This window comes from Psychrobacillus sp. L3 (assembly GCF_042945595.1).
Taxonomy (GTDB): domain Bacteria; phylum Bacillota; class Bacilli; order Bacillales_A; family Planococcaceae; genus Psychrobacillus.
The window spans coordinates 3,124,602-3,147,775 of sequence record NZ_CP168493.1; the positions used below are offsets into that span (position 1 = coordinate 3,124,602).

General features: G+C 35.0%; 21 protein-coding genes and 2 riboswitches. Of the genes, 6 read left to right on the plus strand and 15 right to left on the minus strand.

Features of this window, described 5'->3' with window-relative positions; genetic code table 11:
- Positions 1 to 447: 447 nt before the first annotated feature.
- The 8 genes from ACEPXD_RS15700 to ACEPXD_RS15735 all read right to left on the minus strand — a co-directional run bounded on the left by ACEPXD_RS15700 (position 448) and on the right by ACEPXD_RS15735 (position 7,426).
- On the minus strand, positions 448 to 570 hold the full coding sequence (locus ACEPXD_RS15700) for a hypothetical protein (protein WP_391117412.1): 123 nt from the start codon (positions 568 to 570) through the stop codon (positions 448 to 450).
- An 80-nt stretch (positions 571 to 650) separates the two neighbouring features.
- Entirely contained in the window at positions 651 to 1,640 is a 990-nt protein-coding gene (locus ACEPXD_RS15705; protein WP_391117414.1) for a tyrosine-type recombinase/integrase, read from the minus strand.
- Between the two features lie 95 nt (positions 1,641 to 1,735).
- Positions 1,736 to 3,019 (minus strand): nucleobase:cation symporter-2 family protein, encoded by a 1,284-nt coding sequence (locus ACEPXD_RS15710; protein WP_391123297.1) that lies wholly within the window; start codon positions 3,017 to 3,019, stop codon positions 1,736 to 1,738.
- 8 nt (positions 3,020 to 3,027) lie between these two features.
- Complete coding sequence (locus ACEPXD_RS15715; protein WP_391117416.1) at positions 3,028 to 3,615, minus strand: xanthine phosphoribosyltransferase; 588 nt, start codon at positions 3,613 to 3,615, stop codon at positions 3,028 to 3,030.
- A 146-nt stretch (positions 3,616 to 3,761) separates the two neighbouring features.
- Positions 3,762 to 3,863, minus strand: a riboswitch (purine riboswitch).
- Between the two features lie 92 nt (positions 3,864 to 3,955).
- Positions 3,956 to 4,246, minus strand: a complete 291-nt coding sequence (locus ACEPXD_RS15720) for a hypothetical protein (protein ID WP_391117418.1) — start codon at positions 4,244 to 4,246, stop codon at positions 3,956 to 3,958.
- Between the two features lie 118 nt (positions 4,247 to 4,364).
- Positions 4,365 to 5,276 carry a methyl-accepting chemotaxis protein gene (locus ACEPXD_RS15725; protein ID WP_391117419.1) on the minus strand — a complete coding sequence of 304 codons (912 nt, stop codon included), beginning with the start codon at positions 5,274 to 5,276 and terminating at the stop codon, positions 4,365 to 4,367.
- 26 nt (positions 5,277 to 5,302) lie between these two features.
- On the minus strand, positions 5,303 to 6,391 hold the full coding sequence (locus tag ACEPXD_RS15730) for an NAD(P)/FAD-dependent oxidoreductase (RefSeq protein ID WP_391117420.1): 1,089 nt from the start codon (positions 6,389 to 6,391) through the stop codon (positions 5,303 to 5,305).
- A gap of 3 nt (positions 6,392 to 6,394) precedes the next feature.
- On the minus strand, positions 6,395 to 7,426 hold the full coding sequence (locus ACEPXD_RS15735) for a S66 peptidase family protein (RefSeq protein ID WP_391117421.1): 1,032 nt from the start codon (positions 7,424 to 7,426) through the stop codon (positions 6,395 to 6,397).
- Positions 7,427 to 7,672: 246 nt separating this feature from the next.
- On the opposite strand from ACEPXD_RS15735, the gene ACEPXD_RS15740 reads away from it, so the two are divergent.
- From ACEPXD_RS15740 to ACEPXD_RS15750, 3 genes are read left to right on the plus strand one after another with little or no spacing between them, the layout of a single operon-like run.
- Positions 7,673 to 9,010, plus strand: a complete 1,338-nt coding sequence (locus tag ACEPXD_RS15740; RefSeq protein WP_391117422.1) for a response regulator — start codon at positions 7,673 to 7,675, stop codon at positions 9,008 to 9,010.
- Positions 9,007 to 10,053 carry a HEAT repeat domain-containing protein gene (locus tag ACEPXD_RS15745; RefSeq protein WP_391117423.1) on the plus strand — a complete coding sequence of 349 codons (1,047 nt, stop codon included), beginning with the start codon at positions 9,007 to 9,009 and terminating at the stop codon, positions 10,051 to 10,053. Before ACEPXD_RS15740 ends, ACEPXD_RS15745 begins: the two co-directional genes overlap by 4 nt.
- 53 nt (positions 10,054 to 10,106) lie before the next feature.
- A complete protein-coding gene (locus ACEPXD_RS15750; RefSeq protein ID WP_391123300.1) occupies positions 10,107 to 11,471 on the plus strand; it encodes a glycosyltransferase family 2 protein in 1,365 nt (454 codons plus the stop codon).
- Between the two features lie 41 nt (positions 11,472 to 11,512).
- Here ACEPXD_RS15750 and ACEPXD_RS15755 read toward each other — a convergent pair whose 3' ends face one another.
- On the minus strand, positions 11,513 to 14,722 hold the full coding sequence (locus tag ACEPXD_RS15755) for a hypothetical protein (RefSeq protein WP_391117424.1): 3,210 nt from the start codon (positions 14,720 to 14,722) through the stop codon (positions 11,513 to 11,515).
- A 166-nt stretch (positions 14,723 to 14,888) separates the two neighbouring features.
- Between ACEPXD_RS15755 and ACEPXD_RS15760 the strand changes: the two genes are divergently transcribed.
- A complete protein-coding gene (locus ACEPXD_RS15760; protein WP_391117425.1) occupies positions 14,889 to 15,452 on the plus strand; it encodes a 3D domain-containing protein in 564 nt (187 codons plus the stop codon).
- A 135-nt stretch (positions 15,453 to 15,587) separates the two neighbouring features.
- On the opposite strand, the gene ACEPXD_RS15765 is transcribed toward ACEPXD_RS15760, so the two are convergent.
- Together ACEPXD_RS15765 and ACEPXD_RS15770 are read right to left on the minus strand one after the other, a co-directional pair.
- Positions 15,588 to 17,291, minus strand: a complete 1,704-nt coding sequence (locus ACEPXD_RS15765) for a methyl-accepting chemotaxis protein (protein ID WP_391117426.1) — start codon at positions 17,289 to 17,291, stop codon at positions 15,588 to 15,590.
- A gap of 238 nt (positions 17,292 to 17,529) precedes the next feature.
- Positions 17,530 to 18,153, minus strand: a complete 624-nt coding sequence (locus ACEPXD_RS15770; protein WP_391117428.1) for an NUDIX hydrolase — start codon at positions 18,151 to 18,153, stop codon at positions 17,530 to 17,532.
- Positions 18,154 to 18,284: 131 nt separating this feature from the next.
- Between ACEPXD_RS15770 and ACEPXD_RS15775 the strand changes: the two genes are divergently transcribed.
- A complete protein-coding gene (locus ACEPXD_RS15775) occupies positions 18,285 to 19,391 on the plus strand; it encodes a polysaccharide deacetylase family protein (RefSeq protein WP_391117430.1) in 1,107 nt (368 codons plus the stop codon).
- A gap of 95 nt (positions 19,392 to 19,486) precedes the next feature.
- Here the strand turns inward: ACEPXD_RS15775 and ACEPXD_RS15780 are convergent, their stop codons facing one another.
- Entirely contained in the window at positions 19,487 to 19,735 is a 249-nt protein-coding gene (locus tag ACEPXD_RS15780) for a DUF3006 domain-containing protein (RefSeq protein WP_391117432.1), read from the minus strand.
- A 139-nt stretch (positions 19,736 to 19,874) separates the two neighbouring features.
- Positions 19,875 to 19,919: riboswitch (PreQ1 riboswitch) on the plus strand.
- A gap of 7 nt (positions 19,920 to 19,926) precedes the next feature.
- On the opposite strand from ACEPXD_RS15780, the gene ACEPXD_RS15785 reads away from it, so the two are divergent.
- On the plus strand, positions 19,927 to 20,409 hold the full coding sequence (locus ACEPXD_RS15785; RefSeq protein WP_391117434.1) for a QueT transporter family protein: 483 nt from the start codon (positions 19,927 to 19,929) through the stop codon (positions 20,407 to 20,409).
- Between the two features lie 48 nt (positions 20,410 to 20,457).
- On the opposite strand, the gene ACEPXD_RS15790 is transcribed toward ACEPXD_RS15785, so the two are convergent.
- From ACEPXD_RS15790 to ACEPXD_RS15800, 3 genes are read right to left on the minus strand one after another with little or no spacing between them, the layout of a single operon-like run.
- Positions 20,458 to 21,351: a glycine betaine ABC transporter substrate-binding protein gene (locus tag ACEPXD_RS15790; RefSeq protein WP_391117436.1), complete on the minus strand. Its 894-nt coding sequence runs from the start codon at positions 21,349 to 21,351 to the stop codon at positions 20,458 to 20,460.
- A 6-nt stretch (positions 21,352 to 21,357) separates the two neighbouring features.
- Complete coding sequence (locus tag ACEPXD_RS15795) at positions 21,358 to 22,002, minus strand: ABC transporter permease (RefSeq protein ID WP_391117438.1); 645 nt, start codon at positions 22,000 to 22,002, stop codon at positions 21,358 to 21,360.
- Complete coding sequence (locus tag ACEPXD_RS15800) at positions 22,003 to 22,965, minus strand: ABC transporter ATP-binding protein (RefSeq protein WP_391117440.1); 963 nt, start codon at positions 22,963 to 22,965, stop codon at positions 22,003 to 22,005.
- Positions 22,966 to 23,174: the final 209 nt, after the last annotated feature.

Here is a 23,174-nt window from a genome sequence, read left to right on the forward strand (position 1 = left end):
GATATTTTACTATTGCATTGCAATACAAATACACATGATATATGCCCCTAATTATTTCTCTCAGTTTTTCCAAAAGTTATAACGTATTTACTGTGATTAATCCACAATGAAAAAGCTATCATCTAAACTACTGTTTGTAATCATAAGGTACAAAATCTCCAATATTTATTGTTCGGCTATACATACATGTTTGGGGTGGGATATAGAGAGATTATTCTTTTTGTCCCACTTAAGGGATTCAGTAATTATTTCTTATTACATCATTGGTAGGCTTATCTACAAGTAGAATTTTCACTTTTGAACAACAAGGTGATTTAAAGTCTGAACTTATTCAATTTACCTTCGTATCGTAATTTAATTTTTTTCCTATTTTCTATCTGCATCAGTCCAAGCATGTACAATCAATGATATAACCCACTTTCCTGTAAACGCCCCCCCGTCCTTCAATCATAAGAGAGAGTTTGCATCAGACTGGCTAGTTGTATTTGTAGCTGCTCCTAGAAGATAAAGAATGATAGGAACAAAAGAAAGAATCCAATCAAATAAATGATTGAATTCTTTTAGAAACATGGTAATCTTGTAGTAATTTTCAATACTCAATTGCCTTTGTTCCTATGGAAATTTGAGGACTTAATCCACTTTTGTGCATACTAAAACTTCAATTTATTTATTGGACTGTATAAGTCGTGTTGTTCTCTAATTACATCTTCATCAAAATGAACATAACGCTTTGTAGTCGATATCTGCGAATGCCCTGCTATTCGTTGCACTGCGAATACAGATGCTCCATTCTTCAACATTTCAGTTACAGATTGTCGTCTGAAATCATGACAAGAAAATTCTTTTGTAATCCCTGCTTTAGCGACATACCGCTTTAAATTTCTTCTAAAAGTATCTACTGCCATCCTTTCACCAAACCAGTTAAGAAACACTCCATTACAATTTGGAAAGTTTTTGTTATTCTCATCTATAAGTTTAATAAGTAGCTTTATAGTGTGATTTGAAATTGGTACAACTCTAATTCTTCTGTCTTTGGCTTTCTCCCCTGGTAAGATAATCTGCCTTCTCACAATATCTATATCCGACTGATTGAGTGATATAGCTTCGGATATTCTTAAAGCGGAATCATATAGCACAAACATAATCACTAAATCCCTCCACTGCGACATAAAACGTTTGTCTGGTGTATTTAGTAATATTTTCATCTCTTTTTCTGTAAGTAAATTCGATTTTTTCTCATCTACTTTTAAATAATTAATTGAAAACATAATATTATCAGCTATTAGCTTGTCTTTTTCTAAGAAGGAATACCAAGTTTTTAAAAAACGAATTCTTGCGTTGATTGTTTGGGAAGATAATCCGTTTACTTTACTTTTAAAGTTGTAATGATTCTCTCTCATATAGTTAATATAGTCACGTACTACTTGAACAGATAATTCAGATACGAGTGTAATATCATAAGAAGAATTTTTTAGCCAACTCATAAAAAAATTGAAGTGTTCTGTATAAGTTATTAAAGTAGTCTTTCTCATTTCCTCTGATTTCTTTGCAGAGTAAAAATAGTCAAATGCTTGCTTAAATGTAAACCCAACTAAAATATCCTCATCATTTGTGTTTCTTAAATGTACTCTTTTTCGCATAAAAAAATGTCGCCTCCTTTATCTAAATACATAGAAAAGTAGGCGACATTTCAACATATTTTACCTTAGAATATGTGGGATATTCAAGGTAAAATTTATTCAGTTTTAAGCTGTTTTACTTTCTTATAAGGAAGCATATTAAATAATATATTCAATATAATTGCTGTCATACTTCCTGCAACAATCCCATTACTTGTCAAAATTTGAATGCCAGATGGAAGAGATTCAAATAAGTTAGGTACTACAGATACTCCAAGTCCCATCCCAATGGAACAAGCTATTATCATCGCATTATCTTGGGAGTCCGTAGCCGTAATTACTTTGCTAAGCATCTTAATTCCTTGTGATACAACCATTCCAAACATAGCCAACATCGCACCGCCAAGTACAGACACTGGGATAATCGTTGTGATTGCGGCAATTTTAGGAATGAACCCAAGTGCTATCAGCATACCACCTGTAATATAAATAACGTTTTTGGATTTAACTCCCGACATTTGTAGGAGTCCAACGTTTTGAGAAAAAGTAGTATATGGAAATGAATTAAAAATACCACCTAGTAATACAGCAATACCTTCCGCACGATACCCCTTAGATAATTCTTTTTTTGATATTTTTTTATCTACTATATCTCCAATGGCAAAATAAACGCCAGTAGATTCAACTAACGAAACCATTGCCACTAAAATCATCGTAATAATTGGCGCCAAATCAAATGTAGGCGTCCCGAAATAAAAAGGGTGTACCATATGAAAAAAATTAGCCTCTTTAAAAGCTGTAAAATCTACTTTCCCCATAACTATGGATGTAACTGTACCCGCAACCAACCCAAGTAAAATAGAAACAGATTTAACAAATCCCGTCGAAAAACGGTAAAGTAACACGATAAAAAGTAAAGTACCAAATGCTAATAGAATATTTGAAGTCGCCCCAAAGTCTTCTGCTCCTTGGCCTCCACCCATATTCGTAATAGCAACTGGAATTAGAGTAACTCCAATAATCGTTACAACAGAACCAGTAACAACTGGGGGAAAGAACTTCACAAGTTGACCAAAAACTCCACTAGTAACAATAGCAAAAATACCAGAAACGATAATAGCACCATATATAGAGGAAATCCCATACTCTTTTCCAATACCGATCATCGGACCAACCGCAGTAAAAGTACATCCTAATACAACAGGAAGACCAATTCCAAAAAATCGATTACTCATTACTTGCAAGATGGTCGCTACACCACACATTAAAATATCAATTGCAACTAAATAAGTTAATTGATCAGATGGGAGCTCTAACGATGCCCCAACTATTAATGGAATCATAACAGCCCCTGCATACATGGCAAGAAGATGTTGGATACCAAGTGTGGTATTTTTCATTGTATTGTTCATCTAGTGGAATCCTCCTCAAAAAATTCCACTTTTCCATTTGCTAACGATTTAATATTCGCAAGTGAATCTACGCGAATTCCACGTGCCCGAATAAGTTCACCACCAGTTTGAAATCCTTTTTCAATCACAATTCCAACCCCAGCAGTTTTAGCATTTGCTTGCTTCACAATATCCAACAAACCAAGCACCGCTTGTCCATTCGCAAGAAAGTCATCAATGATTAAAACAACATCTTCACTACCAATGAAATCCTTCGAAACAGAAATATCATTCGTTTCATTTTTTGTAAAAGAATGTACCTGTGATGAATATAAATTATCAGATAGGGTTAAAGACTTACGTTTTCTTGCAAAAACAACAGAAACTCCAAGTGTTAAACCAGCAAACATAGAAGGTGCAATCCCAGATGATTCAATTGTTACTATTTTAGTAATCCCTGCATCTTTATAACGACTAGCAAATTCTTCACCAATCTCTTGCATCAATACTGGGTCAATTTGATGATTTAAAAACGTATCCACTTTTAATACATTTTCGGATAGAACTTTACCATGCTGCACGATTTTTTCTTTTAATAGTTTCATAATTAGAGGATCCCCTTCAATTTTAAATTGACGAACACAAAAAAGCTCGAAGACATTGTGTCCATCCATATTAGGAGTGGAACAATGCCATTCGAGCTGAAAATTCGAACAGAAATAAAAGAATATGACAAAAGATGCCATAACTCTATTATTGTATTGCCACTCATAGTCAGCTCATTTACGGTAAGCCGGTAGAAACTTGCAGGCCATATTCCTGCGATTATACGAGAAAGTGCTATTAGAATATTTCTCATTATAGCACGATAGAGGTCAATTACAATAATACATTTAAATGTTCGATGATTCGTAAAATTCAGTGCAATATTTAATTTGAAATTATTTATTTATTGCTTTTTAAAGACTTGAAGGCATGGATAAAATAGGCGGGATCCTCTTGAATATTGTAGGGAAAAACACCTTGGTTTGTATGTAAATACAAAATACCTCCGCCAAAAGAAAATGGTTTATGCGAGACATCAAGAACATGTTCAAGCTCAAACTGATGTCGCGCAGAAGTAATTCCACCCAAATTTAGTTGGAGCTCAAATTGCAGTTCAATATGCTGCATTTGATAAAAAAAATCGATTTCCCGCTTAATTTCAATATAACCAATCGAATGATTACTCAACATCTTCCCCTCCAATATCACTATACAGTGTAGCATGTTTTGGCGAAAATATTCAGAACCATCCCATTGTTACAAAGGTGTTACTAGTGCCAGGCACTTGTAACATACTTGTCATAAATGCTTAGATGAGTTTTACGAAATGGGCAGTTTGCGCTTCTAGTTTTTCGGATGCTTTGGAGATTTCTTTAAATTCTTCTAATGCAATTCGAATTTCGTCTTGGCTTTTTTCAATGCTTTGTTGTGATTTCCCATTACTTTGCGTTACTTTATTCACTTGCTTTGCAATGCCTTCAATATTTTCACGTACTTCTACTATAGAAGCCTCCACTCTTGCTGCTAGTTTGCGTACCTCTTGTGCAACGACATTAAATCCGCGCCCATGCTCGCCTGCACGTGCAGCTTCTATCGCTGCATTTAATGCCAATAAATTTGTCTGAGCAGCAATTTCTCTAATTGTTTGCACAATACCTCGAATAGAGTCTGCTTGAACTTGTAAACTCCCCAAAGTAGCTGTGCTTTCTTTCGCACCCTTTGCAATTTCATCTATCGTCTCCAAGAGCTCTTGACTTCTTTTCATGCCTGCTTCCGCACGTTCGTTTAGTCCTTCTGACATATCATTTAATTCATTTGTGACAACCATAATCGTTTGATGTCGGTCGGTTACGTTAGTAGCAACTTTTGTTACGCCTAAAACTTTGCCTCTTTCTCCAAATATCGGCATATATGTTGCTTCAAGCATCACACTATTTCCATTTGCATCTTTACGTTCTACTTTATTATGAAGGGTCTTTCCTGCAAATAAATCTCGCCAAAACTGTTCATATTCAAGAGTGCTTGCATACTTAGGAAAACACAATTCTCGATGGTTCATCCCCATCACCTTATCCTTCGTATAGCCAAGTTCATTTGCAAAGTTATCATTTACGTATGCAACTCGTCGATTTAAGTCGAAACGAATAATAGCTAAGTTTTTTTCTAAGGCTTCCACCACACTCATATCATTTACTTCTTCTTCCACTTGAGAATAATTCATCCCTTTTCCCCCATCCCTTTAATAACTCAAACCGGTGCGTATACTGATAAATCCAGCACAGTTTTCTTTCCTAAAACTAATCTAGCTAGCTCTGCTCCCACAAATGGTCCAGCAGTTAATCCCGAAGCTCCCAAGCCATTTGCAAAATAAATGGATTCAAAACCAGGTATCTTTCCTATAATAGGAAGAAATTCTGGTGTATATGGTCTGAATCCTACTCGCACTTCCTCGATAAATGCAGTTTCCAATACTTTTGCAGTACTAGTAGATTTCTCTATTAATTCTAATTTTCCTGCTTCTGTTACACTTATATCGTATTCTGTATTTTCTTCATATGTGGAACCAGCCACAACTTTCCCATTATCAAATGCGAGCAAGTACTGATTTGTAGGAGGTAATACGACTGGCCAATCTCCAGTAGCCTTGTTTTCTATCCTAAAATGCATAATTTGGGCTTTTTGAAAACTTACTTTCATATCGGCCCCTAATTTGGAAGGAAGTTCATTCCCCCAAGCCCCTGTTGTTAAAATGATTACCTCCGCATCACAAGGATTTCCATCTATCAATAAAACCCCATTAGAAATATCCGCTTCTCCATAAATTACTTCTGCTCCTAGCTTTTTTGCCCCTCGAATTAATGCATCTCTCATCGCACGGCCATCTACACGTGCTGCTCCTTCTACATAGAGAGAGGAAAAATCTTCTGAAATAAGTGGAAAAAGTGCTTTTGTTTCTTCTGGTGTGAGTATTTTAAGTTCGCCTATTTCTGGGGCATCCTCACGCTTTTCTATAGCTCTTTCTAACATTTTACGCAACTTTTTCTCCTCATTTTGAAGTGCAATTGCTCCTACTTTTTTATAACCAGTAGTTGTCTCTCCTAAATCTTCGAGATCCTCAACAAGTTGGCTATAATACTTCGCTCCATTTTTCACAAGCTCATACCATTTTTTATTTCTTCTTTGTGAAATCCACGGACAAATAATGCCTGCTGCAGCATCAGTTGCCTGTCCTAGATCCATTCGATCCACGAGTGTCACTTTTGCGTTTTCTTTCGCAAGATGATAGGCAGTTGAAGCCCCTAAAATCCCACCACCTATTACAATATAAGAAGACATCTATTACTCAACTCCACTTTCTAAAATAGAAAATGTAACATTTTCACAATCAATTTCTGCAATAACTCCATACGGAAGAACGAATTTAGGTTCTGTATGTCCAAAGTTCATATTATAAAGAATCGGTAACTCGTTCAAATCAAGTTCTTTCATAATTCTCAAAATAGATGTTTTATATTCCTCATAATATTTTTCGTTTTGAGGTTTTCCAAAAACAATTCCTTTTGCATTTTGTAAAATTCCTTGAGAACCATAATTCCGCAACCAATATTCGATAAGAGTCGGCTCTGGCATATCTTCCGAAGTTTCAAAGAATAAAATACTATCTTTCCAATAAGATGCTTCTGGCCAAAGTGAAGTTCCTTTCGCAAATTCTAACACTTCGATACAGCCGCCGATTAATCTACCTTGCACTAGTCCGGAACCTTGAAGCAATTCATAGCCTTTATTCGAATTCATTCGTCTTTGTGTATGCTTGTTCTCTATAATCCATTCTACTCGTTCACTAGTCCATTCAGTTGCTGGTTTTATTTCTCCAATTACATCATTTGAGAATACAGTTTTTTTCAATGCCTCTACAGTATACTCGTGCATTTCCACGTTTTCTGCAAAGTCCACCAGCACAGATGGACCATAAAAAGAAGAAATTCCTGCTTTATGGCAAAATAAATGTGTCACGGTTGAATCCGAATAGCCAATAAACACTTTTGGATTGTCACGGATAACATCAAAATTAATATATGGTAATAGTCGAATACTTTCGCTTCCACCAATATTCGAGATGATCCCTTTAATCGTCGGGTCTTTAAATGCATTCATTAAATCTTCTGCACGCGCTTTTGGATTTTCATATAAATAATCTCCGCCTTTTAAGCTATTAGCCATAGCCACGACCTCTAATCCAAAAACTTTTTCTAATCGTTCTACCCCTTGCTCATATCTCCACTTCAAATCGGGTTCTCCTGCTCCACCCCATGACAAACTAATAGTAGCTACTTTATCTCCAGCTTGAAGCATTTTTGGTTTTATTAACATTAGAAACACTCCTTTTAACCCTATTATAATCCAAATATTCCATCATTGATGTCTAATCTTTAAAAAATTGTGTATAAGTAAATGTTCATACAAATGGAAGAGACGATTCGGTAGTTCTTTGCTACAATTCTTTCACGCATTCTGTCACTTATAATTCACACAAATCAAATGTCCAGGTGAGAGCATTAAAAGTATTAATGTTATAATAGAATACTATTAATCTACTATACAAAGGAGGTTCTACTTATGTTTACAAGTAAACCAATTCCACAAAAAAGGAACAATATTGGTTTTGTTTTATTAGTACTTCATAATATTTCGGACGCTTCTATACTTAAAATGGACTTAGAGAACAAAGGATATACTGTCCTAATAGCTACTACGGGACAAATAGGAATACAACAATTTCAGATAAACGAAATCGATCTTTGTTGTGTATCTACTGAATTAACTGATATGACCACAATTGAATTTTTAACACAAATGAAGGAACAATCCAGAAAGCGTTTGGTCCCGATAGTCGTTTTAGACATAGAAAATAAATATACAGAAGAGAAAGCGAATTATGTACGAAACGGTGCTTTTGATTTAATTTTCCCTACGGAAGAAAATGATTTATTAGAAGCAGTCATTGCGAATTTAATTGAGGTAAGGAATTCTATTGTGTCCCTTCAGTCTTCAGACCCGCTAACTGGTACATTAAATCAACTAAGCTTTGAGAAAAAAGCATCCACTATGATTCAGGATTTCGATAGTTCCAACCAAGCGTTTTCGATTTCCTTATTAGATATTCAAAATTTCCAAAAAATGAATGAGTCATTTGGTTACACGTATACAAATGAAGTACTTTCACAGTTTAGTAAATTCATACAATCTCAATTATCCGAAGAAGATTTCTTTTTCCGGCTACATGGAGCAACCTTTATAATTTTACAAAGCGATACAAATGCAGATAAGGCACTTTGGAAAACAAATCAACTAAAGCAAAGTTCACAAAGTGTAATATATAAGCATGATAATCTCCCTTTTCATCTCTCATTCCATGCAGGGATTGCTGAATGGGTTAGAAGCTATGACTCAATAGATCAATTAGTAGAAAATGCCAAACAAGCTTTAAGTGTTGCAAAGCATACAAATGATGCTAAATGTATTTCTTTTAACAACATGGATACCACTTCCATTTTACCGACTGTTCGCGTAATTATTGTAGACGATAATAGACTTAGTAACAAAATGTTACAAAAGCAATTCCAATCTTGGAAATCACCACGCTTTGTAATAGATGTAAAATCCCATGAAAACGGTTATGAGTTTATACAATCGGATTGGTACCACCCTTCTGATTACCATATTATATTGCTTGATATTGTAATGCCAAAAATGGATGGGTTAGAAGTACTGGATCAAATTCGAGCTAATTTTCCTTCAGATCGAATTATTATATCGATGCTAACCTCGAGAACAAATGATCAGGATATTTTACACGCTTTAAATAAAGGGGCAGATGATTATATGGTTAAGCCGTTCCATCCCCAAGAAGTTCTCGTTCGTATTCAACGTCTCGCAAGTAGGTTATTTACATGACTATAGAATTCATCTATTTCTACTATGCTGTAGGTATTTTATTTGGTTGTCAATTGCTTCTTCTTATTTTGTTAAGTATTAAAAAAACAAAGCGAAATCGCAAAAATAAAAAGCAAGAACAATTGTATCAAGCGACGTTGAATGAATTTGTAGATTTCCTTTATGAGGAAGGACGACCATTACCAGATAAGCTATGTAATCCTGAAAATATAGAAGTTGCAGAAAGAATATTTAGTGAAACAATTACAGATATTAATGATCCAATTATGCAAAGAAAGTTACAAGATGCTGCTATCTCCATCTTTACGGAACATTATAAAAAGCGATTATTAAAAGGAAACTGGCCAACTAGAGTAAATACCTTATATTTCATTGAGGATTTTAAAATTGTCTCTCTACTTCCAGTATTACAAAAGATGCTACAAAATTTAAACAAATGGGACGAAGAAAAAAATCAAACTATACTGGCCTTAGCTGCTATAAATGATTTAACACTTGTCTATTATTTGAATCAATCACCTGACACTAAAGTTAGTCAATACCTAGATGTTTTCTCTCGGTTTGATACAGAAAACTTTGAAGAAGCCATCCATATTTCAAATGACATGAAAAACTTTACCTGTCAACTCGCTATCATTAATATTATTAGTTTAATGAAAAAAACTAAATACCAATGGATGGTAGAAAAAGAACTACAAAGCGAAAACATGGAAATGCGCATACAAGCACTAAAAGGATTGTATAGACTCAATTATATGAAAGATATCGGTTTACTTGTTCCTTTTTTTCAATCACTATCTTGGGAAGAACGACTATTCTCAACAAGAGTAGCAGGTGCATTATTGGCTGATCAATTTGAAGCCCATTTGGAAATATTAATAGGCGATGAAGAATGGTGGGTTCGCAATGCAGCTGCTGAAGCATTACTAAATATTTTCGGAGAAGAAAAACTTGTCCAAGTAGAATCTAGCCATACTGATTCTTTTGCAAGAGATATGGCTAAACAGTGGCTTACGTCTGGAAAGAGAGGTAGTGCAAATTGAGAGACTTTGTTATTTTTCTATTTCAAGCCACATCTTACTTTGTCATTATATACATGGGTGTAACTGCACTAAGTTATATTTTTTTGTTTTTACTTTCTATCAAAAATGTTTTGAGAGAAGGAAAACTGATTAAAACGGAGTCATTAGAAGATATTGCAATAAGTGAACGAACTTTTCCCGTTTCAATTATAGTTCCTGCGTATAACGAAGTTGTTGGTGTTGTTAGTACTGTCCGTTCTTTATTAGCACTAAATTATCCTCAATATGAAATTATCGTGGTAGATGATGGCTCTAAAGATGATACTCTTGCCAAATTAATAGAAGAACTTAAACTAGAACAAGTAGATTTAGCAATTCGCAAACATATGGATACCCAACCCATTCGAGCAACATTTAAATCGAGCATCTATTCTTTAGTGACAGTCGTTTCTAAAGCTAATGGTGGAAAAGCAGATGCACTAAATTGCGGAATCAATGTATCAAAATATCCTTATTTCTGTGCGATAGATGGAGATTCTATTCTAGAAAATGATGCTTTATTGAAGGTGATGAAACCTGTAATCGATTCAGAGGGCAAAACGATTGCAGTTGGTGGTTCTGTTCGGGTTGCAAATGGGACTACCATTTCACGAAGTAAGGTGGAAACAATTGATCTACCGAAAAATCCATTAGTTATCCTACAAATTGTTGAGTATTTCCGTGCGTTCCTTATCGGCAGACTTGGATTTACAAAAATTAATCAATTACTAATCATTTCTGGTGCATTTGGACTTTTTCACAAAACAACAGTTATCCGATCTGGAGGCTATAAAGTGGCTACAGTAGGAGAAGATATGGAGCTCATCGTTCGGCTTCATCGAATGATTAAGGAAGAAAGCCTAGACCTACAACTAAAATACATTCCCGATCCTGTTTGTTGGACAGAAGCTCCAGACTCACTAAAAGTTTTAAAATCTCAGCGAGTTCGATGGCAGCGTGGATTAGCTGAAACATTGTTTGCACATAAAAAAATGTTTTTAAATCCTAAATACGGCTTAATCGGATTTATTGCTTTCCCTTATTTTTTTATGGTTGAACTTTTAGGAGCAGTTGTGGAAATCTTGGGGTTTTTCATAATTGTTGGCGGTCTATTATTTGGTTTCTTAGATACTTACGTCATTGGCATCATCTTGCTTGTTACAATATTATATGGCTCCTTTATTTCGTCCTTATCCATTCTACTAGAAGAATTGACGATGTTTAAATACCCAAAGGTAAGGCATTTAATATCATTATTTTTTTGGGCTTTAACCGAATCCTTTTGGTACCGACCCCTTATTGTAATATGGCGATTAGAAGGTCTCTTAAAATCATTTCGCCATAAGGAAGCGGAATGGGGAAAAATGGAGAGAAAAGGGATATCCTCTGATAATAGATAACGAAAAACGTCCAGCGGTCTCGATACCGACTGGACGTTTTTCTATTTAATCATTTTAAATTCTTGTTGTAATATAAAGTAAGATTGTTTTAATCGCTCTTTAGAATAAGGACTTGTCCATTTTTCCCAATTGTATCTGGCGATCTTATCTGTCTCTATTTTATTGTTTTTTCTATCTGGAAATGACGTTACACCTTCTTCGCTTTCAAAAACAAAGGCTACTCCAATATCTTTTACTTCCACATTTCCTTCCAAACCATCTTTGTACATATCTGGCAAGACCTCTTTACTACTAGGATCCTTTATGTTTAGCAGTAACCAAGGAATACGCATTTCGAAAACTCCTGACTTTTCATCTGCAAAATAATCTGAAAGGGAGTTATAATTTGAATCTTTCGGATTCCCATTCCCAAAAACTAATTTCCCCGTTTCATATCCTTCAAATGGAATCTTTTGCCCGGTATCAGGTCTAACTACTCCTTTATTTAACGCATATCTAATTGGATTAAAGACACCAGAACTTGTCGTTGGAATTGATTCTTTTCCAGGTAACAAATTTAGTACATGTCCGTACTGATACAAATAAGCATCATAATACGAATTTACAAATAAATTAGCTTTAGTCTTATCTTTTATGTTTGCCCAAAAGTCGATCACAGGACGGTCTGTTTGAATAAGTGGATTTTCATTTACAGTACTTGCACCACTATTTGGTGATACATCAAACAATATATTTACTTTATTGTTTTTAAACCAATCTTCGCCCTTATTACTAGATTTTTTGTCTATTCGTACATATAAATATGCTTCATCGTTTGTTATATAAACAGATTGAATTGGGCCGTCTGTCGATTGATAGATCGGATCTATCCCTTTCCAATCATTAACTTTTCCATCTAGTTTTATTTTTAGCGTGTTAAAGCTTAATAATCCAAAATTCTGTTCGTTTGTTTGTAGATTTGACCAAAAAGGACGTCGATCTGGATCATCCAAGTCCGTCGTATTCCACGTACGCTTAAACCATTCATCTTGCCAACTAAATACTAGTCCTCCCATCATATCTTCAGCTAATATATCTTCATAAAGGGAAGCTAAAATTTCGCCTTGTTCCTTTTCCGAATGTCCTCCCTGATTCCAACCAAACTGATTTAAATGTGTAATACCTCGGGAAGCTGGAATACCAAATTCCGCTATAAGGATAGGCATTGAATGATGTGCTCTTAAGTCATGTAAATAACCTGCATAGTTGTTTTTATTTCCGCGTTGGTCAATGTATTTTGTATATTTTTCATCTAGATTTAAGAAGTCTGGATAATAAGGATAGACATGGTAAGAAGCAAATAAGCCCGGCAAATCCAATCCCTCTTTTATATGCATATGATTTGGGTCAACGGAAGCCAAATCTTCTTGCTCTAAAGGTTCTGCTGGTTGGTCTAAATTATCAGTGGATACCCAATTCGTAAAACTCATCGGACGTGTCCATTTATACTGTTGAGCTTCATAAGTCATTAACGTATCCATTTGTTCTGCTAACCAAATTTCAAATCCTTCTGCCTCACTCGTTTCTATATAGTTGCCTTTATACTGAGTAAGATTTGCATATTTGGTTTTCATATTATCCACCATAATTGGATACCATTCAATTCCAATCATCCAGCCAATGACATAAGGAGAAATGTCCGTGTCATAAGTTCCGTGCGCATGACCGACTTTTGTTGGTACTTCTGCATTTCCATGAATAACATCCACCATTTGTTTATATTCGTGTTGAAATTCCTTTGTGATTGCTGGTGTATATGCGTCTAATGTTTCCTCTAATGGGGCCTCATCAATCCACACTCCATGAAAGACATATATTGGATTTTTATGTGTCTCATTGTAATGCTTAAGTGCTTTGTAAAATGCAGGTGGATGAAGGGTATAAACACGGATCGCATTCGCATTCATCTTTCCAATATATTCAAACCATCGTGCATATTCTTCACGACTAATTGCAGCTTCTCCAGGAAATGCCCCTGGTTTACCCATGCCAAGATTTACTCCTTTTATCGTAATACTTTCCCATTTGTTATTTCGATACACTTCAAATCTATTTTCATTGATTCGTGTATTATACATTAATCCTTCTTTGGTCTTTAATGTAGCAATGACTTTGTCCTTTTGCTCCCTTTTTCCAATATTAGTTTCTACCTCAAGAAGAATTGATTTCATAATTGGAACATATACTTGCCAATAGAAACTATCACCAGGAAACAAAAAGTCAATCGTCGACCATTCTCTTACTTTCGTAAACCCTTTATATTGATAAAGACTTGGAACCTTTTCAACATTGCTAAAACTACCGGTAAAATAATAACTATTTGCTAGCGTTTGTTTTTTTCTTACGATTGCCGGCACTTCAGAAAGGAGACCAATTTTCTGAATAATTTTTTCACCTTCACTAGTCGTATCTAATTTAAACTCTGCAAGTACATCTGCACCATCTATTGGAACAACTATATCAAACCAGTCGGTGTATACATGATTTTTACTGAAAGAAAAATATTTTTTCCCTAAATTTGTCATGTGGAAATGTAATCCTTGTTCATTAAGTGTTCCAGCATTAACTGAAAGTACTTCTACTTTCCCTGTAAGCTCTTGATGAAAAATTATCCCTTCACCTTCGAATGTCCATTCTGAATTATGGGTATTTTTATAATCATTTAATACCCAAGTGGGAACTTCCCCATCCTTTTTTGCCAATGAAGTAGTATATTTTGCAATCCATCCTGTTTGTTTTACACCTAAATATTTTGTCGCTTTTTCCCTTACTCGATCATTCGTCGGAGCGGACACTGAATTATATTCCATCACGAGCGTTGTATCATTGTCTTCATTAGAAGATTGTATAGATGTCCACTCTTCATCAGTCATCCCACTTGATACATTCTCTTTGTCTACACCATATGTATCTATTACATTTATTAAGTCAAAATCTGATAAATCAGAAGGTAACTTTTCTTCCTTATATGTACCATTTGCAAAAGATAAACCAAAAAAGTCTTGTTTGGAATTGTACGACTTGTTCGTGTTATCTTTTATTTTCATATAATTTAATAACCAATAGAATCCTTGGTGACCGCTAATATCGCCTTCGGGCACTGTTTTGTTTAGAACAGCAACATGAAGCTGCTTTTCATCCGAAAGAAGCCATACAATCCAGGGCAACAATAACATACTACCTAGTACTAAAAACCATTTTAAAAATTTCATATAGTATCCCTTCCCGATAAAAAATAAGCATCTTTTCCATTATACATTACTTTCATACTGTAATATTGATAATCAATTTTGTAATGCTTTTGGTAAACTGCCGTAATATTCCTGTAATAAAATTCTGCTAATATGAACCTAGACTAAAAAGCAAGGAGTAGAGTATTTGAGAAAAGTTCTTGGAACACTCATCATCATAATTGCATTATTGGTTAGCGGGGCAAATACAAGCTTAGCCGCATCTTCACAATACACAGTACAAAAAGGGGACACATTATATAAAATTGCAAAATCGCAAAAAGTGTCTATTACCAACTTAAAATCTTGGAACAACTTGAAATCAGATAATATTCAACCAAATCAAAAATTAGTAGTTGCCTCTAATAAAAAAACAACAAAAACTAAAAATCCTTCGCGCTCTAACTCGGAAGATAAAGTAGTGAAAGAAATAGTAGTTTCAGCAAGTGCATTCACTGCAAATTGTAATGGTTGCTCAGGAGTGACAAGTACAGGTATTAACTTAAAAAGAAATCCAGACGTAAAAGTAATTGCTGTCGATCCAGATGTTATTAAACTTGGGACAAAAGTTTTTGTAGAAGGTTATGGTTATGCCATCGCAGCTGACACAGGAAACGCCATTAAAGGGAACAAAATTGACGTATTTTTCTCTTCCACAAGCGACGCATATAAATGGGGACGTAAAACAGTAACTATAAAAATCCTTGAATAAAAAAAGATCAACCAACTTTCTACTGAGAAAGTTGGTTTTTTTCTTCTCCTATTAATAACGCTTATAGAAAGCATTCTTATAAAAAACACCCAATACGCTCCACATTTATTTAGTGGAGGTATGAGTGTTTCTATCTTACACTTTAAATTTAGAAATAAGTGATTGCAGTTCTTCCGCCATTTTTGACAGCGCGTTGGACGATGCTGCAACTTCTTGCATCGATGCAAGTTGTTCTTCAGTAGCTGATGATACTTCTTCTGTGCCCGCCATAGTAGCCGTAGCTACTTTATGGACAAGATTAACTGAACTTAATACTTGCTCTGTACTTGCTGCCATTTGCTGCACAGCAGAAGAAACTTCGTGCATATCATTCGTAAGTTCCTGCACAGACTTTTCAATTTGTCCAAATGAAGTACCAGCATTATTTACAGTTAGAATTCCTTGCTGAACTTCTTCTGTTGCCTTATCCATTGATTTCACTGCAAATTGCGTCTCTTGTTGTATTGCAGTGATAAGTTCAGCAATTTTATTAGCTGAATTGGAAGATAGTTCCGCTAGTTTTCTTACCTCGTCTGCAACAACTGCAAATCCTCTACCTTCTTCTCCTGCTCTTGCTGCCTCAATTGCCGCATTTAAAGCTAGTAAATTTGTTTGTGCAGATATATCGGTAATGACTCCAATAATAGAGCCTATTTCAGTTGAACGATTTCCAAGGTTTACGATCAATTTACCGAGTCCCTTTACAGTTTCACTGATCGAATTGATTTGCTCAATTGCATTTTCAATTGTTTCATTTCCTTCACGTGCTCTTTCAGTAGTTTCATCCGCTATTTCTGTAACATGTTGCACTGTTGTAGAGATTTGATTAACACCTAAAGACATCTCGTTTATGGAAGAAGTTGTTTCTGAAACACTCGTCATTTGCTGGTCTGACCCAAGCACTAACTCTTGGGCAATATTTGCAATATGCTCCGTCGCTTTGTTCGTCATCTCGGCTCCAGCAGTCAATTCTTCCGAAGAAGCTGCGACTTGTTGAGACGTTTGAGCAACTTGTCCGATCAAATTTTGCAACCCAATAAGCATTGAGTTGAAAGAAGAAGATAACATACCTACTTCATCTCTAGATTTGTAATCTCCACGAATGGTAAAATCACCATTCTCAGCTTTTCTCATAAGCTGTTGCATCGATGTAATTGGTTTTGTAATTATACGAGAAATATAAATACCTATACCTATAGAGATAATAATTGCGAATATTGCTAATGTAATCATTATCTTTTTTGCTTGTTGTTGCGATTTCTTATTCGTACTACTTAATTGATCAGCTATTTTTATATTGTACTCACTAAGTTCCTTAGAATTGTCCGATATCACTTTTCTCACTTCTTTTACTTTCGCCACATAATAATTATACGCTTCTTGTTTCTGACCTTTATTTGCTAGATCAATTACATAAGCAAGTTCTTTTTCATATACATTAAAGTTATACATTAAAGGTTCGTATTTTTCCTTTTCGAAACTATCGAGACCAGTTTCAAAGTATTCTTTTAGCGTTTGTTTGTTTTGGGTTATGACTTCATCTAGTTTATTTTGTAAATCAGCTTTCATAGACTTATCATCCGTAATCATCAGTTCCAAAGCGTATGATTCCATAGTACGGTTATAGTTTCGTATTAATATAAGATCTTTAATAGGTATTAGCCGGTTATGGTACATATCTTCACTATTATTAGCCATTGTTTTCATATAAGTAAATCCTGCAACACTAACCGCTGCTAGAAAAACTATGTTTGCAATAATGAGTATTAATAGCTTCATCCCAATCTTCATATTTTTCATTTCATTTCCCCCTCTTTCTAAACATTTAAATGATACAAGTACATTTTCCCAAGCAATTAACTTACAAAAATATGACATTATATTTATATAATATGAAATTCTTAATATAATAATACTATCGTCTCATTTCATAATAACTATTCCTTTAGAACTAAGCAATGGGAAAATCATAATTTTTCGAATTAAGTAGTAATTTGTAGAATTATGTCGTAATAAAAAATGATAAATAGAAAAGCTATTAACCAAAGTATTCAAAGATTCCATGGATAATAGCTTCATAATACGATTTTTCATGAGGAACAAAGTTATTCGTTGTAACCTTCTTTTTAATAGAAACTCTATTTCCTGTTGAAATCACTTCAAATCCTTCTGCATGTAATTCTTCTAATTCTCCTAACCAAAGCGCCTCAAAGTGCTTAAGCTCTACTCGAACAATTCCAGAAACTTCTTCTACTTGAAGGGCAAAATCATCAAAACTTAAAGAGCAATCGTATAGGAAAACATTCGCTAGCTCCTTATCAATAAGGTTTCCAGATGTGACAGAGTAATCTATTATTCCTAGAGAAAGTAGCTCCTCAAAAGAAACGCTTATTCCAAGTTCTTCTTCCACTTCTCTAATTCCATCTCGTACTGTCTCATTAGCTAGTAAATGCCCAGCAGCCGTGATATCCAACAATCCCGGATAATCTTTTTTCGATTCACTTCTAATTTGCAAATAGATATAATTTTTTCCTTTTTCTTTACTAATGCACCAACAGTGAAATGTTTCATGCCATAATCCTAATTTATGTACTTCCTCCCGGGTTGCAACACCTATTTCATTTCTATCTCCATCAAATACCTTTAACAATTCAGTTTCCATTAAAATTCCTCCCACGACAAGATTTTTCATAAGTTGTTTGCAATATACATATACTACAAGGTGAGAATCTAAATAATATACGGGTGGTAAATGCTATTAGAAAATTTTCTATCATTTGCGCTGCATTTTTAGTGTTTTTTATTGTTTGTACAACCATTGCCCAAGCAAAAACGGCTATCACTTATCACGTAGGACTCAGCGATCAATTGCTCGATTTTAGTGACATCAAAGTAATTAATGAAGATACGAAAGTTCCACTTGAAGAAATTGCTGCATTTTTAGATATTCCATTTGAACAAGATAAAGGTATTACCTATATTCGGAAAAATGGAATTGAAATTAGTTATAATGAAAGCTCGAAAATAACAGCTAAAAATGGAGCACCGCATAGCTCTTTTCCGATCGTTAAAGTGAATGGAAAACTTTTCATCAGTGTTAACTATATCGCAACAGAAATGGGTTATAAAGTACATTACTTTCAAAGACAGAAAACACAGCGAATATATAGAGATGACTATGGACATATGTCTCATGAGGACTATGAAATTTATTTAAACCATGTCTTAAATAAACAAAAAATCCCTCCTCCACTAGAAGCAGCAGTAAAAGCGAAAGCAACTATTTATTTAACGTTCGACGACGGTCCAAATAAATTTACGACTATAAACAATGCAACTTTAAAAAAATATAACGTCCAGGGAACTTTCTTCTTTGTCGGAAATTACATGAAAAAGAATGCATCCATTATCGATACCGTTGTAAAAGATGGGCACTACATTGGAACACATAGCATGACCCATGACAAAGAGAAAGTTTACAAGTCGTCCAAGTCCTTCATCAATGAAATGAACGAAGGTATAAAACTTATCAAACAAATGACTGGTAATGATGCAAAACTAGTCCGTACACCATATGGCAGCAAACCTGATCTTACCGCAGCAATGCAAACAGAACTAATTAAAAAAGGCTACAAACTATGGGATTGGGACGTCGATTCAAAAGACTGGAAATACACTGATAAAGAAGCAGACCAAATCGTGAAAAACGTAAAAGCCGGAATCGAAAAATCCTACAAATCAGGAGACCGAGACATCATCGTGCTGCTACACGATCGAAGCCAAACAACAAAAGCCCTACCACAAATCATCGAATGGCTACAAAAAGAAGGGTATGCACTCAAAACATACGAACCCGATCATCATATCGTCAAAAACTTCCTACGGGACACATCCCTCTAACCTAGTGCCAGGCACCAAAACTAACATGAAATTCGAAACATTCATGTTAGTCACGTTTTTTTTGATAATTTTATAAACTTTTAATGATAGAAATGCTATTTTTCACTGTTCTTCAATTGCTCCAATAAGGATTGAATTTTATCTCTTTGGTTCATCGTTTCGTTTTCTAATTGGTCAATTTGATACGAATCTTCCATTACTGTGATCGAAACGATATCTCCTTCTTTAAGGAGTGTATGTATCTCTGAGAAAGGGACAAGTAGCTTTTCTGTTTCACTTGGATAATCCATAAATATCGCAAATCCATCTTCGAATCGATCAAGTGTGTATTTATTTGACTTCACTGAAGATCTCCCCTTTGTCTTTTATGAGCAATAAAATAGATTACATAACTGAACCCTATTTTAACATAGTCGTTAACAAAGGAAAATTTTTTTGACAAATTGACTATTAGTGACATATAATTAGCAATTGTGCATTACAAATAACGTGGTTCGAGAACCTCCCACGTAAAAAAACTAAGGAGAAATGAATAATGAAAACAAAAACTCTTGCAACAAGCGGGATTATCGCTGCTTTATATGTTGCTGTATCGTTACTAGTAGCACCCTTTGGATTTACAGCAGTACAATTTCGTATTTCCGAAATGTTTAACCACCTTGTCGTTTTCAATAAAAAGTTCTTTTTCGGAATTGTACTAGGTGTATTTGTAACAAATATTTTCTCCCCAATGGCGGCATATGACCTCATTTTTGGGGTAGCACATTCTGTGATTTCTTTATCTATCACTATTTTTGCATCGAAGTTTATTAAAGGGCATATTCCACATATGGTATTTAATACGTTAATCTTTACGGTTATGACGTTTATCATTGCATTCGAATTACAACTTGCATTTGACGCACCTTTCCTTTACACATGGTTAACTGTTGCAGCAGGTGAATTCGCCGTATTAGCAGTAGGTATTCCAGTTATTACCGCTTTAAATAAACGCTTAAATTTTAAAGCTCTAATTTAACCCAAAAGCACCCGATTCTATTTAAACTAGAATCGGGTGTTTTTTTAGTTATTTATTAATTAGTCCTTTTTCCACTAAAAAATCATGCGCAACGTCTCCCGGTTTATCTCCATCAATATCTACACGTGCATTCATCTTTAACATATCTTCTTCTGAGATTTTTCCTGCGAGTTCATTTAAGACATTTTCAAGCTTAGGAAACTTTTTTAATGCTTGTAATCGAACGACAGGAGCAGCATCATACTTTGGAAAAAATCCTAAGTCATCTGTGGTTGTTTGAAGATCAAAACGTTCGATTCGTCCATCTGTTGTGAATGCAGGAATAACATCCACATCCCCGTTTTTTAATGCTTCATACATTACATTTGGATCGAGACTTTCCGTTTTTGTGAATGTAAAGGGATAGGAGTTTATAAAATCATCAAACCCATCTCCTTGACGTTCATAAAATGCATGCGGTGCGCCAAATACCATATTTCCTGTTCTGGAGACTTGGACAAGATCCGAATATGTTTTTGCATCATAGTTTTTATCTTTCGTATAAGCTAATGTGTACGTATTTTCAAACCCAAGTGGACTTAACCAAGTGGCTTCAAATTTTTCTTCGTACCCTTTTTTCACTCGGTCCAACACACTTCCCGAGCTTTCCCCAACTTCTGAATTCTCTTTTAGAACGTCCTTTAATCCGGTGCCTGTATACTCGACATATAAGTCTATATCTCCTTTTTTAAGAGCGGGTGTCATGATAGCTACTTCCCCTAGACCTTCCTTATACTTCACTTTATAATCTGTCTTAGCTTCAATATATTGCCCTAAAACTTGTGGTAGTATATATTGTTCTGTCCAAGGCTTTCCACTAATAACAAGTGCCTCATTCGAACTAGAGCAAGCCCCTAATAAAACAGACGCTGCAATCCCAATCGCTACTAACTTCTTTTTCATTTCCCATCATCCTCCTGTATTTAGCCCTCTTGGCGTGGACTTTTTCTCAATTAATTTCAAAACAAAATCAAACAAAATAGCTAATAAAGCTACAGGTAATGCTCCCGCTAAAACGAGCGAGTTATTATATGACTGCAAACCCCGGTATATAACATCCCCTAAGCCTCCTGCCCCAACAAATGTTGCAAGCGTCGCAATTCCAACCGTTAAAACAGTGGCCGTTCGTATACCAGCCATTATAAAAGGTAAAGCAAGAGGAAACTCAATTTGCCAGAGTAATTGGCTTTTTGTCATCCCCATCCCTCGCCCTGCTTCTATTATCGATCCATCTATACTAGTAATCCCAGTGTATGTATTACGCAAAATGGGTAAAAGTGCGTAAATAATCAATGCAATTAATGCTGTTTTTGCTCCAATCCCAATAAGTGGAACTAAAAAACCGAATAACGCTAAACTAGGAATTGTTTGAAAAATGGCTGTGATTCCTATTACTGGCTCCGCAAACTTTCGATACCTTGCAACAAAAATACCTAATGGAAGAGAGATGGCAATGCCTACTGCAAGTGCGATAAAAGATAAATAAATATGTTGAACAAATGCTTCTAGAATCAAATCGGATCTACTTTGAATTGTTTCAAAGAACTTCTGCACTTATACCACCTCTTCCTTTGCAAGCATCGCACGGAGAAGGACGGATTGAGTGACATAGCCTAACTTTTCATTTACCTTTTTTACAAGTAAACATTTTGCCCCATTTTCTTCTAATAAAGCAATAGCTTCTTCTAGTAACATGCTTGCTTCCACTTCTAAACACGGGCTTTGTTTTTCTTGTTGAAAGAAATAGATAAACTCTTGTAATTTACGCTTTCCAAGCAGGCGCTTTCGATTGATACGCTCTATCCCTATAAAGTTTTTAACAAATTCATTGATTGGATTTTCTATTAATTCGGTTGGGGTACCTATTTGCTCTATTCTCCCACTTCTCATAACCACAATTGTGTCTGCAATTTTTAATGCTTCATCCATATCATGTGTGACAAAAATAATTGTTTTATTTATCTTTTCCTGTAAATGTTTCATTTCCACTTGTAATTGCTCCCGACTAATCGGATCAAGGGCACTAAACGGCTCATCCATTAGTACAATATCAGGGTTGCCAGCTAAAGCCCTCACCACTCCAATACGTTGTTGTTGCCCACCACTTAGCTCCAGCGGATATTTAGCTAAATATTGCTTCGGATCCAACCCAACCATTAATATTAGTTCACGAATCCGCTTCGCTGTTTTTTCTTTTGGCCACCCCTTTAAATTTGGCACAAGCGATGCGTTCTTTTCAATTGTCATATGTGGAAACAAGCCTATTTGCTGAATTACGTAACCAATTGTTTTTCGAAGTTCCACTGGATTTAGGGAGGATACTGCTTTACCATCCACATAAACTTCTCCAGAGGTTGGAATTTCAAGTCGGTTAATCATTTTCATTAAAGTTGTTTTTCCACAACCACTTGGACCAATAATTACTACTAATTGTTCGGCTGGAATGGTTAGCGATACATCTTTCAATGCTACTGTTCCATCCTTAAATACTTTGGAGACCTTATTAAATCGAATCAACTAAACTTTCCTCCTCACTTTAGTGTATTCACCTTTTAATCCTTATACCCTAAATAGTTATTTTGTAACGTCTGTGAAGAATGAAAATATTAGATTCTAATTAATATAGATTTTCGTAAACTTTTATGCGTTCATCCCTGCAACTTTTTTAAACGAACGAAGGCTATTGTTTTGAATCTGTGTCTCGATAAACTCGGAGTTGCTCCATT